This is a genomic window from Chitinophaga sp. W2I13 (genome assembly GCF_050434005.1).
GTDB lineage: Bacteria > Bacteroidota > Bacteroidia > Chitinophagales > Chitinophagaceae > Chitinophaga.
In genome coordinates this window covers 7,105,815-7,124,025 of sequence record NZ_JBNPWD010000001.1, presented here as the reverse complement: position 1 = coordinate 7,124,025, position 18,211 = coordinate 7,105,815, and the positions used below count along the sequence as shown (strand labels likewise).

Below are 18,211 nucleotides of genomic sequence, written 5' to 3'. Positions count from 1 at the left end.
ATATGAAGAGGTTTACGTATTGGATCATAGGATGTTTACTTCTGATAAGTGCGCAGGCAACTGCACAGGTATCATTTGTATTTCTGCCTGAAGTACAGGGAAGAACGATGGATGGTCTTTTTCAGGTAAGGATTGCCGGTGTTGCTGCACAACGGCTGGTAGCCAGTTTGCAGATAACGGTAACTGCACCGAAAGAAGGACGTATCGTGACTATTAAAACAAAACCATTTGAAGTGAAGCCTGGTGTGAATCCGTTGCCTCCAGGACTCATAGCTGGCGCCGGTATTAATTTCGGCAACAGTAAAATTGCAACAATCGTCCGCCAGTCGGGCTTTTTTACGGAAGGAGATTATGAATATTGTTTTGAACTGCTGGATGAGGGCGGGCATACAGGAGAAACACTCGGCATGCAGTGTTTCGATTATTATCTGCAGCCCTTTTCGCCGTTGCTGTTAAGTAGTCCGGCTGATGAGGATGACATCTGTGATAAACGTCCGTCGCTTTACTGGCAGCCTTTGTTGCCTGCAATTCCCGGCCTGCAGTACCGGCTGGTGCTGGCAGAGTGGAAGCAGGACCAGGCAAAGGTGGAAGCGCTCAGGTATAACTTCCCGGTAATTAACCAGCAATATATCAATTTACCTATGCTTTTTTTCCCGCCGTCTGCTAAAGCACTGGAAGAGGGACATCAATATGTTTGGCAGGTTACCGCGTACAAAGAAGGAATGATACTGGGCACTTCTGAAATATGGACTTTTAAGGTGAGCTGCACCGACAGTGTAAAACCATTTACACCGGAAAGTTTCCGTGATATCAGGGATCTGGAAAAAGGCAATTTTTATGTGGCGCGTGGTAAAGTACTGTTTGCTTTGCAGAACATCTTTGAGAAAACCACACTGCAATATCAAATTACTTGTATATCGGATCCAAAGAAAGTAATCAGGAAGCTGCCGGAAGTGAAGCTAGAAAATGGTAACAACCATGTAATCATAGATATTTCGGAAAACAGGGCATTCGTGGATGGTTATTATTACCAGCTAACGGTGAAACTGCCGGACGGCGAAGTAAAACAACTCAGATTCCTCTATAAAAGCGAAACAGAATAATGAGAAAGGTCTTGAATTTATTTGGGATTGCGTTATTGCTACTCTCCGCCTGCGACCAGCCAGGTGCAGGTCTCAAAGCAATCATGAATGATCCGGCAAGTGGCTTACACCAGGAAAAGCGTGTGGGCAATACCGTAGTGTCATTTACTTATTTGCCTGCGTGTTGGGAGCGTGTCAATGGACGGAGCGCAAACGAAGGGGCTACAGAAATGTGCTTTAAGGTAAATGTGTTTTCTCCCGGAAATAGTGCAGGCATGAGGAAGAAAGACGCCCAGGGAGCCAGTTATGGGTTGGATTCTGTTTTCCAGCTGGTGCTCAATCACGATACGCTGGCGCCATTGCAGGCGCAGCGCATTGCCAATGGTAATATGAAAGGAATTGAATATCTGGTAATTTTTGAGAGACGCCCGCTGAGTAGTGTGCAGGCGGCTGCATTTATCTACAAGGACTGGTTATTTACTTCTACCAGGCTGGTATTCCCGCTACAAAAAAATTATCTCCAGAAATCAGATTCTATAAGCTGCAGGTTATGATTATTCAAAGTATAAAGATTAAAAAGGCACTGGCATTTTTTTTCCTGTTTCTCCTGACTGCGGAGATGTTGTTGCCGCTTCATTCCCTGGCCCTGACTTCAGGACCGGCACAACCGGAACATAAACAGTTTGCTCCTTATGGCACAAACGATATGGTAGACCTGTTCTCCGGGGCGTTTAAATATAACATACCCTTACTGGATGTTGATGGGTACCCTGTTAACCTGAATTACGCTTCCGGGGTTGGAATTGATGATGAGGCCAGCTGGGTGGGACTTGGATGGAACCTGAACGTGGGCGCCGTTAACCGGCAGCTGCGTGGGGTACCGGACGACTTTGCCGGGGATACCATTGCCACTACTCATTTTACGGCCGACAAAATTACCTACGGGGGAAGAGGTACTGTAAGGCTGGAACTAAAAGGCGGAGACGTGGCGAAAGTATCAGGCTCTATTTCTATAGGTGTTTTTAGCGATAGCTACACTGGCATGGGAGCGGAGTTTGGTGTAAATGCCGGCCTAAGTCTGGGAGCTGTGAACAGCGGGTGCCTTACCGGAGGTTTGAATGTCGGGGTAAACTCGAATACCAGCAGCGGTGTGAGCGTTTTCGGAGGCTTGTCTATGAACGCCAATATAGCTGGCAATCCAACTAGTGTATCGGGTGTTTCCGCGAATCTCAGTTATAATACCAGGGAAGGCTTCAAAGAATTGGCGCTGTCAGGTTCTTTTCTACCAGGAGAACTGGCTCCGCAGCCAGGTGTTACCTATTCTTACAACACGCCGCCGTTTAGTCCCCGGATTGGCTTCGGGTATAAATCTTCCAATCAGTCTTATTCTATAACAATAGGAGGTCATGCTTTTGCAGTTTTCGGCGGAGGAGGACTCACCGGGTATATGAACAAACAATCCCTGATCACAAATAAATTAATGACACCGGAGTATGGTTACCTGTATGCCGACAGGGGAACGAAGGATAACCGGGCTGTAATGGACTTTTTACGTGAAAAAGATAACCCCATTATTCCCGGCTTGCCGAACCTGGCGGTACCTGTTAATACCCCGGATGTTTTTTCTTACACCAACCAGGCCGGCAGCGGGCAGTTCCGGCTGCAGCGGGGGAATACCGGGGTGGTATTTGACCCTAAGGCTGAAGACCAGTCAGGGAATTTTTCTCTGGGTGCGGATTATGGTTTCGGATTATGGTTTCATGGCGGCATAGCCATTTATGATCAGAATGTTACCAATGTTACCAGGAAATGGACTAAAGACAATCCATTTCTTCCTGTTGCAGACTACTATGCAGATCCTGCCAAAATAATGGAAGAACAAACCTATTTTAAAATGATGGGTGAGCAAACGGCGGAGGATGGAGGATATGTAAACAGTGTACAGGGAGAGAAGATGATAGCGGTTTCACTGGATGGCCGAAAGACACAAAAAAAGATACACGATAAATATGGCAACGAATATCTGCAGGCAGGCGGATTTAAAAAAAACGACCGTCAGCTGAGAAATTCGCCTGTAAGCTATCTTACTGCCGGCGAAGCGATGCTTACTTCTGGTAATAACAGCTATAAGTCCTATAAGCTGTATGATACTACTTTAAGTACGCCTCCGCCTTGCGGGCCGGAAGTTGTGAACACCTTTTTCAGGAGTGATGTCACCAGGAAGAAACATCATATTTCAGAAATTACTGTAACTGAAAATGATGGTAAAAGAGCCGTATATGGTTTGCCTGTTTATAACCTGCAGCAGGACGAATTTACATTTGCAGTAAATCCCACGTATAAAAATAATGCAACCGATGTAGCGAAGAACCTGATAGGAATGGATGTTGACAGTGATGGAGAAATAGTGCATGATTTTGGAAGAGACAGATATTACAAGCACGAAAAACAGCCGCCATATGCCTCCTCCTACCTGCTTACCGCCATATTAAGCCCGGACTACGTAGATGTTACGAACAACGGTATAACAGACGATGATCTTGGTACCGCGGTAAAGTTCAATTATTCCAAGGTTCCCGGCAACTATGGATGGCGTGCCCCGCTGGATGCAGGCAAGGCGTTATATAACCGCGGACTGAATGCAGATGCAGAAGATGATAAAGGAAGTGTAATTTATGGCAGAAAGGAACTATGGTACCTGAGCTCAATAGAAACCAAAACAAAGATTGCTTATTTTCTTACGGCAGACAGGGACGATGCACTTGGCGTGAGCGACGTATACGGGCACCGCGATAACACCGTCAAACAACGTAAGCTGAAGGAAATAAGGTTGTATTCCAAAAGCGATCTTACCCGTCCTATTAAAACGGTTCACTTAGACTATATCAACACCCTGTGTCCCGGCGTACCAAATAATAGCCTGGGGGGCGGTAAAAACACATTGAAGAGTGTGTACTTCACTTACGCTTCTTCTACTAAAGGGAGGAATCATCCCTATGAGTTTGAATATGACTATAACCAGGCTTATGGATATTTATCGACCGACCGCTGGGGTGTTTTTAAAGGAACAGGCCTGAATCCCGGCGCCATGAGGAATGACGAATTCCCATATACCATACAGAACCAGACTACCGCCAACAATAATGCACGCCTGTGGAATTTGTCGAGGATAAAATTGCCTACAGGAGGAAAAATTGAAGTAGAGTATGAATCCGGTGATTATGCGTACGTGCAGGACCGGAAAGCGATGCAGATGGTAGATATCAAGGCGTTTATTACTGACAGCGCCGGTAATGCCACCAGTAACCTTAGAGCTGCTCATGGCATAAAAATACCTACTCCCGGCCCTTTAAGGGGAGTGAATGATGCGGCCATTCTGCAGAATTTTGTAAATGACTATCTGAACGGCCGGAATGATTTTTATACGCGGATAAATGTAAATGTAACGGACGCTCCGGGGGCAGCAGGCGATGCCTCCTTTGACAACGTTTCCTGCTATGGAGAAATAGTAAAGGTTAAGAACAATGGAGATGGCACGACCAATGTAATCTTTAAAGATCTTACAGAGGGAAGGGTCACCGCCAATCCATTTATTATGGCGGCATGGCAGAAAATGAGGCTGGAATATCCGAAATATGCGTACCCTGGGTTTGAAGACAGGATCCAAAACGAAACAGGTATTGAGAGGGCTTTAACAGCCATCGTGAACGCAATCGGTAATCTGGCTGAGCTGAAGAAGAATTTCAATGAGCGTGCAAGGGACAATGACTTTGCGACCAAGGTTAATCTCGGTAAAAGCTTTGCCCGCGTTGTAAAAGCGGATGGCATTAAATTAGGTGGTCCAGCGCGAGTGAAAAAAATACGTATGTTTGATGGCTGGGATGTAATGAGCGGTAGCACTGCCCCGGCAGCGGCTTATGGGCAGCAATATGAGTACAGAACAACTAATGCATCCGGGCAAACGATCAGCAGTGGCGTGGCATCTTACGAACCGTCTATTGGTCCGGATGAAAACCCGATGCGGATGCCTGTCCCTTACAGCCAGGAATCCAAAGGTACGCTGACCAATTATTTTTACCTGGAAGAGCCTTTTGGGGAAAGCTTATTCCCGGCTCCGCAAATAGGCTATAGCAACGTGATTATACGCGACCTGGATGCAGCAGGTAATGCTGATCCGCAAAAAAACACCGGCTGGATCCAGCAGGAATTTTACACCGCAAAAGACTACCCTGTAATAACAGAAGTGCAGGCGCGACCGGATGTAGAGAAAAGAGGCCCGGCCGGATGGGCCAACTTTGCCGGGGGAAACCAGGTATACGAACTGGCCATGTCGCAGGGGTACGTTATCTGGTTGAATGATATGCATGGTAAGCCCAAAGCAGAACGGGTATTTAATCAGAACGGCTCGGAAATATCTTCCTCTGTTTATTATTATAAATCTGATCTGCTGGATGCGGGTAAGCAAAAGTTAAACAATACGGTAGCTACGGTGGACGAAAAGGGGACCATTAACCCCGCAGAAGTGATTGGCCGGGAAATAGAACTGGTCGCGGATATGCGTGAGCAGGAAACCAGTGATATGGGAGTATCCATACAACTTGGAGTGGATGTAGTCCCTTTTATATGGGGCGCGCTGCCTATCCCACACTGGCCCAGGAAGGATAACGACAGTTACAGATTATTCAGATCAGCATCGGTACTTAAAACAGTGCAGCAAACAGGTATACTGGAAAAAGTAGTGAAAACGGTGAATGGTTCTACCATTACTTCTTCTAACCTGGTATTTGACCGCAATACTGGTCAGCCGGTAGTAACAAGCACCAACAATGAGTTTGATGACCCGGTGTATTCCGTAAATATGCCGGCTTACTGGAGCTATGGAAAAATGGCCGGTGCTTATAAGAACGTCAATACGATATTTAAGAATTTAACTACCGACGTCAACGGATTGGTAGGATCAACTTATGCCTCTTATCTGACGGGTGGAGATGAGTTGATAGACCTGGTGGCAAACGGCAAACGGTATTGGGTGATCAGCAGTCCGACAAGCAGTGATCCGGTAAACCGCATACGGTTAATTGACGACGCCGGAAACCTGGTAAGGAGCCTGAACCGCGATGTAAAAGTATATCGCTCCGGTTACAGGAACCAGCTGGGCGCAACCGCCGGTGCCGTGGTTAGTCTTAAGAATCCTTTGGCAGGCGGTAAGCTTGCTGTTCTTTCCAATGCCGACAATACTTCTTACAGAGTAATAGATGCCAAGGCGATATTATATGAAGAAGAATGGGGGGCAAAAATGTGTATCAGCTGTCCACCGGGATATACGATCAGTGCGGATAGTACCAAATGCCAGTTAATGTCGGTGTTGAATCCTAATGATACGTTGAATGTAGTAGGGATATTCGATGCCGACTACGGTATGGATGGGGTAATTTTCAAAAAATCAGACAATACCACAGTGACAAAGAAAAGCGCTTTCTGGGGCGGCGCTTGTCCTGATGGAGGAGGGTCATTTTTGATGGCTGCTAACAGTGACTCTATTCAGGATACTACCATGTCAGATGATCTTCGTAGTAAGGCTGATACTTCTTCACATGCAAAAACATCTGCCGCCTTAACTGTGGCACGCTGCGGGAGATTATACTCATCAGGGGTATGGTTGAATAAATCACAAACTGTAACTGATATCTGGATGGGATTGGAAACCTGCTTTACAGCAGCTGGTTCCGGGACGTATGCCGTGGGTTACGGTGCGGATAATCAGATGAGACTATATATTGATGATGTACTGAAAGTAATTACGCCAAACATTTCGGGAGGAGATGCAGTCAACTACCGAAGCTGGACAGTAGTAGCACTTCCGCTTACAGCCGGTTCGCATAAGATCCGTATAGAATTCTATAACTTCCCGGCAGCGACCGCCGGCAACGCTGGCTCGGTTGGGGTAGAGATATACAACGCAACTGTAGATGCACTCAGCGCAATGACAGATGCCCAGGCTGGAGCTGTCACCAAATTCTTCTCTACTGAAACTCTTCCCAATAATCCACAGGTAAATACCTACATCCTGGACGCCAGCGGCAACCGCAGAATATCCAGGTATTCCTGCATCCAGGATCTTTGCACTTATCCATTTATATGCGATACCCGGCCTCTTGCCGGAACGGTAAATCCTTACCTGGCAGGGATATTAGGTAACTGGCGGGTGTCTGAAGAAAAAACTTATGAAGTGAACCGTACAGATCAGCAGATCTTCGCTAACAAGGGCGGTGGACTTAACCTGCGTAACAGCGGTTATTACAATACATTTAAATCTTTCTGGTATTATGATATTCCCACCGGGAAATGGGGGCCTGTTCCTGCCAATACCAATTGGGTGACCAGCCGTTATGTAACCTTGTATGATCAGTATGGCCAGGAAATCGAGAATAAGGATGCCTTGCTCCGGTATAGCAGCGCTGCTTTTGGTTACAGGGGAGTGGTGCCGGTAGCTGTTGCGGGGAATGCAATGAAGCGGGAAGTATTTTATGATGGTTTTGAGGATTATAAGTATAGTGGTCTTTGCGGCGCCGGGTCCTGTAGTTTAGATAGCTTTGACATCCGCGCGGCACTAGGTACCAGCTCACTTACCAACCTTAAATCTGACGACGCGCATTCTGGTAATTACAGTCTTAAGTTAACCAATACCATTACGCTGAAGGCAATTGTTCACGCGCAGGAACATAAGCCTGGTAATAGCAATTATCTGAATAAAGATGCATTTGGCCAGTATATTATTAAACTTACGAAAGGCTTGTACCCACAAGGATTTCAACCCTTGCCTTCAAAGAAGTATGTTTTCTCGGCATGGGTAAAGGATGGTAGTACGGGATTGACGATGCCTGCTTTCAATCCGTCTGTTAACGGCGCCGCGATTGCATTAACGGTAAAAGCCGCTGTAGAAGGCTGGAAACTTGTGGAAGGGAAATTTGATGTGCTGTCCGGAGCTACTTCTATACAGGTAATATTGCCTGCATCTGCGTCAGCTGCAGTAGATGATATCCGCATTTTTCCCTATGATGCCACGATTAAAACATATGCTTACGATGAAAAAACACTGCGCCTGATGGCAGAAATGGACGAGAATAACTTTGCCACTTTCTATGAGTATGATGATGAAGGAACATTGATCAGGGTCAAGAAAGAAACAGACCGTGGTATAATGACTCTTAAAGAAAGCCGCTCAGTGTTTCGTAAAAAAGTTAATTAATAATATTAAACGGATCTGACTCCCTACATATGAAAAAGTTTATCTGGATATTAAAATTCATACTCCCGGCATTGATTCTCGGAGGCGTTATCATTTCCTTTGCAGGCGTGCCTGCCTGGATGAATTCCACAAGCCGCAAGCTTTCCGTAAATCCCGCTTCTAAAGAGGGTGTTTTACATAGTATGAAAGATGAAAGTGCGCTGCGGCAATTGATCGGCGTATATGCGCATATGGATTCCTGCCAGGAGTTTTATACCGCTGGTACCATATCAGCCAAAGATCCATCAGATAGTGCCAGCAACCTGTACACTGCCTATAGTTTCTGCCGCAAGGGGAATGAATTCTATTACCAGGCAAGTGACGTGGAAACCATTGCGCTGAAGGACATCTTTATCAGCGTAAGCAAGAATACAAAGAAGATCTTTGTGGGACCTGCCAGGAAAGTACTTCCTCCGTTTCATATGCCTGCTGATAGTCTTGTTCAGATATGGAGGGATGAAAACTATAAGATCACTGAAGATGTTTCTTCCGGAAAAGCGAGTATCAGCATGGAGAACAGCCGGCATATTTCCTGTAAAGAATACCGCTATGAATATGATCCGTCCGCCATGGTGCTGAAAGGCCTGTATATGAGGTTGACTAATCTCCTTGATCCTCTTAATGACCAGATGGACAAAGAAGTGATGATCACTGTAGACAGGTGGCAGGAAGGCACTATTCCCCAAAAGCTGCTGCAAAAGCAAACCTACCTGGAAAAAGGAAGCGAGGGATGGGAACCCGCCGGCGCTTATGCCGGTTATACGCTGATCAGTTTATTTTAGTGTTAACCCCATTTAATGTTGAATATGCCTTTATTCAAATATTTTACCAGATCATCTGTCATCATACTGATTGTGTTCCTGTTGTTATGCGTTGCAACCGGAAGGGCCCTGGCGGCGATAGAGCCGTATCAGCAGAAAATTCAGGGCCTCGTGAAAAAGGGTGACACCCTGGTAGTGAAAGACGAAAAGTTTGAGAATTCCGCTTACAACTGGGATGCGATCCATAACAATTCTGTGCTGAACATGATTGTTTTTAAACTTAATAATAACGCGCTTGCCGGGGTTAACAAGTCATTTTCCTGCAAGACGGATCTTAAAGTGGAGTACTGGAGTCAACCCGGACAGGAAGAGCCTATTACCATAGAGCATGTGAAGCTTACCATTAACTACGACACTGCTACCGGTGCTGTATATCAGCAGGTGGCGCAATACGACTTCAGCAATGCCTATAAGATAAAGGTTACTGTAAATGATATCAGCAGTGATGAATTGAGTGAATTGCCTGCCATTTTCATGCTGGAGGCACATGTTGTTGTAAACAGGGATTATTTACCGCAAAGTGGTAAAACGCTGATCCCTATGGTAGATATCGTGGAGGATGAACAGCCGGTGATGCAGGGTATGAGTGCCATGAGCGCCATGACATCCGTAATAATAACGGCCAATGCCGTAAAAGTAAGCTGGGACCTGATACCGGGCGCGCAGAAGTATGACCTGGAGTGGACTTTTGTAGATGAGGAATCTGCCAATGGTGCTATTCTTGCGCAGGCAGGGAGCGGTGCTACTATGCAGATACTGGCGCCAATGTTCCGTAATAATTCCACACGCATTACGGTGGAGAATACTGACTACACGATTTCACTGGTGCACAACAATAAGTACCTGCTTATCCGCATGCGTACTGTTGATGAAAGCGCAGGGTATCGTAACGAGGGCACCTGGAGCTACCAGATTTCATCCGGTGGCGTTGTTTCGCCGGCGGTGGTGGTACTCCCTACTACCTGGCATCAGCCAGGTTTAAACTGGCAGTATGATGCAACCTATGCGGAAGAGGGAAAGAAAAAAGAAGTGGTGAATTATTTTGATGGGACACTTCGCAACAGGCAAACGGTTACAGTAAACAACAGTGACAAGGTAGCCATCGTACAGGAAAATGTTTATGACCAGTATGGCAGGCCCGTAGCGAATATTTTGCCAGCTCCGACAGGCTCCGGGATTTTGAACTTTTTCCCTACTTTTAACAAAAATGCTGCGGGAACTACCTATACTGCTGCTAACGTATTTAAGGGCCTTACAGGCGCCTGCATAGGACTCCCTGATCCTTTAAAAACGGAGTCCGGGGCATCTAAATACTATTCTATCAGTAACGAATTCCTTGCAACGGATGCATTGGCGAAATATATTCCTGATGCAGAGGGATATCCACTGGCAGTGACGTCGTATGCGCCGGACAACACGGGCCGTATTGCGGTGAAAGGTGGAGTGGGACTTACTATGCAACCGTCAACAAATGTTGCTGCGAATCATACTACCCGCTATTATTATGGTAAGCCCGAGCAATGGGAGCTTGATCGTCTGTTTGGTAATGACGCCGGCTATGCGGATCACTATCTGAAGAATATGGTGATAGATCCCAATGGCCAGATCAGCATATCTTATCAGAACGCCGCCGGAAAAACGGTAGCAACTGCACTTACGGGGAGCACACCTGATACGTCGCTGCTGGCATTGCCCTCTAAACCTGCTGCGGTTAAAAAGAATATGGTGTTGCTGCAGCCGGAGCGGTTTGTATTTGATCCTGGTACCCTAAAACTTACTGCTACTACCACTTACCTGGCTTCTGTGCCGGATCCTACTGCGTCTTTTACTTTTAGCATGGACAGGTTAATTAAGAAGTACGTGCAGGGTGGTGTCACTATTTGCAGTAATTGTTACTATGATGTAAAGGTCATTGTCAATGATGATTGCAATAACCGGATACTGAATATTGCCAATGTAAAGAGGGGAAGTGCATTGTCGGATTGTAATCTCACATCTGCGAGTGATACCACTTTTACGGTAGCGCTGAATAAAATCGGAGAGTACTACATTACGTTTGAACTGGCGCTTAATCCGAATGTAATTGAGTATTACACAAATGATTTCATCGCGCGGAATACCAATCTTAAAACGCAGTTCCAGTTTGCAATGGAACAGTTGAAGAGAGAAGATTTTACGGGATGTTTTTCGGAGTGTACCACCTGCCGGGAAACGCTGGGAACGAAACCTGGATTTATGACCGCCCTGAAGATAAGGATCAGTCAGAACGGTATTGATACGGTCACCAACCTCGCGGCGATTAATACCTGGGCAGGCGGATTGTATGACGCATTGTACAGTAATTGCCAGACATTGCGTACTTCCTGTTTGGCGTCTCCATGCGACAAACTAGAAAATATACTCTTAAATGATGTAAGTCCTGGCGGCCAATACGCGATGTTTTCCAACGGTGTGCCGATGGAAACCAATATAAATGTGATTTATAATAACTGGCGCAAACCGGATGTTTTTCCAATAAAGCAACCCGGAAATACGGATTATGAAGCCGCTAAGTTTCAGCTACAAGATGGCTCTTACACGTCGCCCTATGATGAGTCTTTTACGCTAGACATGTTAGTGAATTATTGGAGGACGGAATGGGCGGAGAAGTTCCTTGCCTATCATCCGGAGAAATGTGCGCTCACTTTCTGCGGAGCGATGAATACCTATAAATCATGGGACCAGCGGGTAGAAAAAATCTATAACACAACGGCAGATATTCCGCTGATTAAGGCGGGTTTGGCATATGATATCAGCAATGGTTCCTGGTTGTTGGCCGCTGATCCCTTCTTTACAGGCACCGGTGCCGGTACGGCCTATTATGCTGCATTTAAAGCGGACCTGGATAATTATGCCGCAAACATACTGCACATATCGGGTTCGGGGGTGAATAATAAGAGCTTGTCGCAGTATGTAGATTATTTATTGTATTGCGGAGATGGTAAGGGTAATACCAATGTGAACGCAAGTACGGATTTAACGATAAGATGGAATCAGTGTTCCCCGGTTGCCAGTTGCAGAATTCCTGACAAGCAATGGCAAACGTATGCCAATCTGTACCTGGAGTTGAAAGAAAAGTATTACCAGATTTTAAGGGACGCCAATTACTGCCAGGGTATTTGTACGGTAGGCGCTTACCCGGTAATCAGCCCAGGAAACAAACCTACACCACCTGTTCCTTACAGGACCTGTGCTGACTTTAATTTGTCGATGTTTACCAAGTCTGGTAATGTAGGAACGGTTACTATATGGCCTCCTGCCAATATGCCGATTCCAGCTGGTCTTCTGATTGACATTACCTATTATGCTAATGGTGGCAATTGGCCGGCAGATATGCCTTATGATGTGCAGTTTGTTGCGGGATCAGGTCCTCAAAGCTTTACTTTAAAAAGCGGACAGCAGATTACCTGGTCAGAATATTCATGCACCGGTACGCCTACAAATCCTCCTTCGCCCTGCGCAGTAGATTATTGGAGTAAGACAAGCCGTTTGAATAATTATAAATACAACGAAGTATTATCCGTTGATACGGCTGCTTATCTGCCAGCTGCCAGGGACTCGCTGAAGCTGCAGATACAGCGCTCCTGTGAAGTGACGGTGGATCTTCTGATGAAAAAACTGGAAGGATGCTCTGCCCTTACTGCAGGAAATAAGCCGTTGCTGCGTACCCGTTTGATAGAGGTTTGCGCGTTGGGTGGAGATGAAACGCATATCAATGGCTCCAGCAATGCGGCGCCTGGAAAAGTAAATACTGATGGCGATGCGACCTTTGAGCAGGTACTGAAACGCTACCTGAACGTTACTTCGCTTAGCATGCTTTGTAATCCATGGCTGATTGATGTGCCTTATCCGTACAACGTGAGTCCGCAAACCGTTACCAGGTCAGTGGGCGCTACTGATTCAACCATGTGTGCACGTTTGAACGCCCTTAAACTGGAACAACAAAACACACAGCCCGGCACAACCTTCTTTAATTACCTGGTGGCGAAGTATGGCAGTGGCATGAGCATCACGTCTGTTGAACTTGACGCGCTCATGAAAGGCTGTAATAACTGTCGGTATTTACTCGACCGGGAAGTTACCTTACCGGTATTCCTGGATGGCACTACCAAAGGGTGTATTACTGCCACCGAATTCTGGGCCGTCAGAGCAGCTTTTGCGGCATCAGTTGGAGCAACTGGAGATACTTCAGCCATCACCTACAAGAATATATATCGTAATTATCTGAACCAGCGCTGGGGCTTTTCGCTCACTTTTTCGGATTATGATAATTTCAGGAAGTTATTACAGACAAGTCCCACTGCAACACTTTGTAACAGTCCCGTGTACAGCACTTTGCCGGCGGACCCATACCAGTGCATGTATGACCTAGTTGATGGCGCAATAGAAGGAGCGAAGAGGTCTTACACCATGTATATAGATTCTGTGAAACAGGATTTCCGTAAGCAATACATCGATATCTGCAGTGCGGTACGATCTAAGGTATCACTCAACACCTCCCAGCAGATTTATCATTATACCTTATACTATTATGATCAGGCCGGGAATCTCCTGCGGACCGTTCCGCCCGAAGGCGTGGATCTGATCGAAGAACCTGAAAAGCTTGATTGGGTTGATCGCTCGAGAAGGGCAGAGTACAGTCAGTGTACCTATACAGGACCACAGGCGAATACAAACGAAGATGCCACGCTCGATAAACTCGGTGTTGCGCTGATAGGCGCGAGCCAGTCGGTGGAAATGTGGTTGTATAATGCAGATGGCGGTGGGGCACAAGTGCTTGCCAACGCAGGAGACAAGGCGTATTTCAATGTTTGCATAGACGGCAGTTACCTGCATGCAGACGTGTATAAACTGGCGCCACCGGTGACGGGATCTGCAGAGATCATTGCCTCCAACAGCATAGATGTTAATATCAGCGCCTTATTGCCACTGAATCCCTGGACCCATGTGGTACTGCAAGGCCCTGACCTGGACGAAAGTGGTGTTATCAGTGTATTTGTGAATGGGGTAAGTTGTCCTGCTGTGAGTAATGCTCCGCAGTTGGGTTGTGGATGGGACATTACAGCCGCAGCGACTGGAAGCGCCATATTTGCGGAGAACCTTACTTACCTGAGGCAGCTGAGGATGTATAAGCGTTTGATGTCTGTTGCCGAAATTGCCGCCAATGCGAAAGAGAACTGCATGGGGATGGCAGCGGCCTATAGTGCCGCCCTTTTAGCGGACACCATTAGCTGGGGAAGGTTCAATACGCCATTGCCCGGAACAGCAACCACGCTCCCGGATGGAGGAACAACGGAGGTGCAAACATCCGCGGTATATCCACGGCACCGGCTTAGCACGGACTACGCATATAATTCCCTGGGGCAGGTGGTGCAGCAAAATTCGCCGGATGCCAATACCAGCTATTTCTGGTACGACCAGAAAGGCAGGCTTTTCGCATCCCGTAATGCCAATCAGTACCTGGGAACCAATCAATTCAGTTATACCGAATATGATAATCTCGGCAGGATCACCGAAGTAGGGGAAAAGAAGAATGGCAATAGTCTTGGCGTACCGGCTTTTATAGCTGACGCCACTGTGAACCTCTTTTTAAACAGTGGAACCAACAGCCAGATTACCCGCACTTTCTACGATGTTGCTCCGGATGCGCTGTATACACAGGATAATCTCCGTAAACGTGTTTCGGCAAGCCAATACCTGGAAACAGAAGGAACTGTAGAACAGGCATCTTATTATAGTTATGACGCGTTAGGTAATGTGAAGACGCTGTGGCAGAAGTTGTACGGCTTACATGAAGTAAAGAAAATCGACTACAATTATGACCTGGTAAGCGGTAAAGTGAACGCGGTCCGTTATCAGCAGGCAAAACCCGATCAATTCTTTTATAACTATGCCTACGATGCTGAAAACAGGCTGGTGGAAGCCAATTCCGGTATTGCGCATAACGGCAGCAACTGGACAATTAGCCCTACCGGTATCGTTACGGATGCGCATTATTATTATTACAAGCACGGACCTCTTGCACGTGCCCGCATCGGTAAAAACAACGCGCAGGGAATTGACTATGCCTACACATTACAGGGATGGCTTAAAGCGATAAATGGTACAGGGCTTACCCCTGCCAATGACATTGGGCAGGATGGGCAAACAGGCAGCGGAAACAGCACATTCGCCAAAGACGTAATGGCATATTCTCTTGACTATTTTACCGGCGACTATAAGCCTATTGGCACTACAGCCAATGCTCTCGCGGTAAAGTATGCCGCCACCGCCACCGACATCACCGGACAGAACCTCTTTAATGGAAATATCAGCCGTACCACTGTGGCCTTATCGAAATTGAACAGCGGTAACCCAGTTGGCTACAGCTACCGGTATGACCAGTTAAACCGCCTGATACGTATGCGTCAGCACCCGCTGACAGCCATAGGTACATGGGGCTTATCGCAACGGGTGGAAGACAATCAGGAAGATATCAGCTATGATGGTAATGGTAATATCCTTTCCTATTTCAGGAATGGTACCCATGACGTATCCCTGCCGATGGATAATCTCAGCTATTACTATCCCATAGATCAGGCGGGGAATCTTACTGCCAATACATTGCGTCATATAAAGGAAACGGTTGCTCCTGGTACCTATAATTCGGACCTCGACGACATGCCTGATGACAATTATACCTATGATAAAATAGGTAATCTGATAAAAGATCAGAGCGCTTCCATCACAAATATTGCCTGGTCTGTTTATGGTAAAATTAAAAGTATTACTTTTAGTGACGGTAGTTCTTTGATGTATAAATATGATGCCTCCGGCAACCGTATCTATAAGGAGTATACAAAAAGCGGTACTGTCAATAAAACCTGGTATGTAAAGGATGCACAAGGCAATTCCCTGGCCGTTTATGGTAATAATGGCGGTACTCAAACCTACTGGAAAGAGCAACATCTTTACGGTAGCTCCAGATTGGGTATGTGGATGCCAGAAATAGCAGTAACAGGTACAGTTGGCAATCCCGCCACGGCATGGTCGCAGATTAATTTGACCCGTTATGAGTTGAATAATCACCTGGGAAATACCCTGGGAGTGATTTCAGATCAGCAGGTAGGGTTGAATGCTACGGTGTATAATATGTCGGACTATGCGCCGTTTGGTATGCAGATGGTGGGAAGGACATGGAACTTGGGAGCGGGCAGGTATAGATATGGGTTTAACGGGAAGGAGAATGATAATGAGGTGAAGGGGGAGGGGAACCAGATAGATTACGGAATGCGTATCTATGACCCGAGAGTAGGGAAATTTTTGAGTGTAGATCCATTGCAGAAACAGTATCCAGAGTTGACGCCATATCAATTTACAGCAAATAACCCTATTGAGAACGTTGATTTGGATGGCAAAGAGATTTATGATTATAGACTAGATTTGGATGATAAGGGGCATAAAACCGGATTTGTATTTTTAGGTAAGAATGTTGGAACTCCTTTAGGATGGACGATTTTCGATTTGTTTGGTATGAAAATTCCCTCCTTAGATGTATATCAAAGTGGGAAATTTGTAGGTACATATTCCTTTAATACTGCAAGTCAAGGTGGCTTAAATGTTTTGAGGAAGGTTGCTTATGATGAGGATTACCGGAATGAATTTATGAATACTGTTCAAACCGACGGACAGAAACAAACTCAGCATGCAGAGGAAATTGGTAATACTATAGGGGAAGGTTTTCAGACTGCAGCCACTGTTAATTATGCAATGAGTAGAGTTCAATCTGCACCTCAACGCCCAACTAATAGTACTGCTGCAACACAGCGGACGAATAAACAAGCTACGGCAGCACAGGGTGGTAATACTAATGCCGCCGAAGTCAATACTGAAAGTAATTCATTTACTAGAGTCGGAAGGTGGATGCAACCTAAGGAGTATGCAGCCATGAAGAGTACTGGGAGAATCCAGGAAGGGGCTGGGGGAATGACCTTTACAGCAACCAGTGGACCAGCATCTTTTAGGAAACAAGCAGCATCTGGATCTGTTTATGTTGAGTTCGATGTGCCTTCTAATAGTTTACTTCAAGGAGGTCAGTCCGATTGGTTTAAAACAATAGGTGGAGGCGCTAACGCAGCTATGAAATATCAATTGAAGAAGCAAGGCGGCACGCTAAATCCGGAAGTAAAAAATATTTCTGAGGTTAAAGAAAAAAAGGACTAGATGGATTTTATTGAATTTTTAGAAAAGGAGTTTTTATCTCAAGTAAATAAAGATACGATCATTAGTATCAGACGGGATAGTAGTGACTCTAATAATCTAGGTGTTTTAGCAGGAGTTGATTTAGACTCCCCAAATTTTAGTGGTTATATTTACTTTTGGAGTAAAGGTTTTTTGGATTACGCATTGTATAACATTAAAGAAGATAGGGAAGAAGTGCCCACGAGGGTTGTTGAGACAGATGATTATCAACAGTTCGATATAATAAGAGGTGTTGTTAAGTTTTTTCAATAGAAAAAATATTGCACATAAATAGTAAAACCCGGTCAGCGACCGGGTTTTACTATTTATGTGCAAATGCCTTCTTTGTCCTGGCGTTTTGTAGCAAGCTGTCAATAGTATATAAAATACAGTGTTTATCTTCTTCAGGCAATGAGCTGATCTCATTAAGGCGCTGCAACATGGCAGGATCTTTAAACGTATTGCTGTTCGCAGCTTCGCCGAGTAAATAACCCACAGTCGTGTCCAGGAGCCGGGCTAAGGTTTTAGCCACTTCAATGGAAGGCAACATCTCATCACGTTCATACTTACCCACGACAGTATAAGAAGTCTTCATTTGCTTTGCCAACTCTTGCTGGGAAAGGCTTTTAGCTTCCCTGCACTCTCTTACTCTTTTACCGAAAGTAGCCATTTTTAAACTGGATTAGGTACTAAATGACCGTATAATACGGTGTTTGTACAAATATATAGTACTTAAAGACTACAGAAAAATCTGAAAAAGT

The 18,211-nt window shown here is 45.8% G+C and carries 7 protein-coding genes; 6 read left to right on the top strand and 1 reads right to left on the bottom strand.

The window, feature by feature from the left end; all coding sequences use genetic code 11:
* The first annotated feature begins 2 nt into the window (after positions 1 to 2).
* From QFZ48_RS29120 to QFZ48_RS29095, 6 genes are read left to right on the top strand one after another with little or no spacing between them, the layout of a single operon-like run.
* Positions 3 to 1,103, top strand: coding sequence for a hypothetical protein (locus QFZ48_RS29120; RefSeq protein ID WP_429064972.1), 1,101 nt, complete (start codon positions 3 to 5; stop codon positions 1,101 to 1,103).
* Positions 1,103 to 1,636, top strand: coding sequence for a hypothetical protein (locus QFZ48_RS29115; protein WP_429047361.1), 534 nt, complete (start codon positions 1,103 to 1,105; stop codon positions 1,634 to 1,636). The genes QFZ48_RS29120 and QFZ48_RS29115 overlap by 1 nt, the downstream gene beginning before the upstream one ends.
* A complete protein-coding gene (locus tag QFZ48_RS29110) occupies positions 1,633 to 8,331 on the top strand; it encodes a hypothetical protein (protein WP_429047362.1) in 6,699 nt (2,232 codons plus the stop codon). Before QFZ48_RS29115 ends, QFZ48_RS29110 begins: the two co-directional genes overlap by 4 nt.
* Positions 8,332 to 8,360: 29 nt before the next feature.
* Entirely contained in the window at positions 8,361 to 9,152 is a 792-nt protein-coding gene (locus QFZ48_RS29105; RefSeq protein WP_429047364.1) for a hypothetical protein, read from the top strand.
* Positions 9,153 to 9,176: 24 nt separating this feature from the next.
* Positions 9,177 to 17,432: an RHS repeat-associated core domain-containing protein gene (locus QFZ48_RS29100; RefSeq protein ID WP_429064971.1), complete on the top strand. Its 8,256-nt coding sequence runs from the start codon at positions 9,177 to 9,179 to the stop codon at positions 17,430 to 17,432.
* Positions 17,433 to 17,723, top strand: coding sequence for a hypothetical protein (locus QFZ48_RS29095; protein WP_429064969.1), 291 nt, complete (start codon positions 17,433 to 17,435; stop codon positions 17,721 to 17,723).
* Between the two features lie 49 nt (positions 17,724 to 17,772).
* Here the strand turns inward: QFZ48_RS29095 and QFZ48_RS29090 are convergent, their stop codons facing one another.
* Positions 17,773 to 18,120, bottom strand: a complete 348-nt coding sequence (locus tag QFZ48_RS29090; protein WP_336388750.1) for a helix-turn-helix domain-containing protein — start codon at positions 18,118 to 18,120, stop codon at positions 17,773 to 17,775.
* Positions 18,121 to 18,211 lie beyond the last annotated feature (91 nt).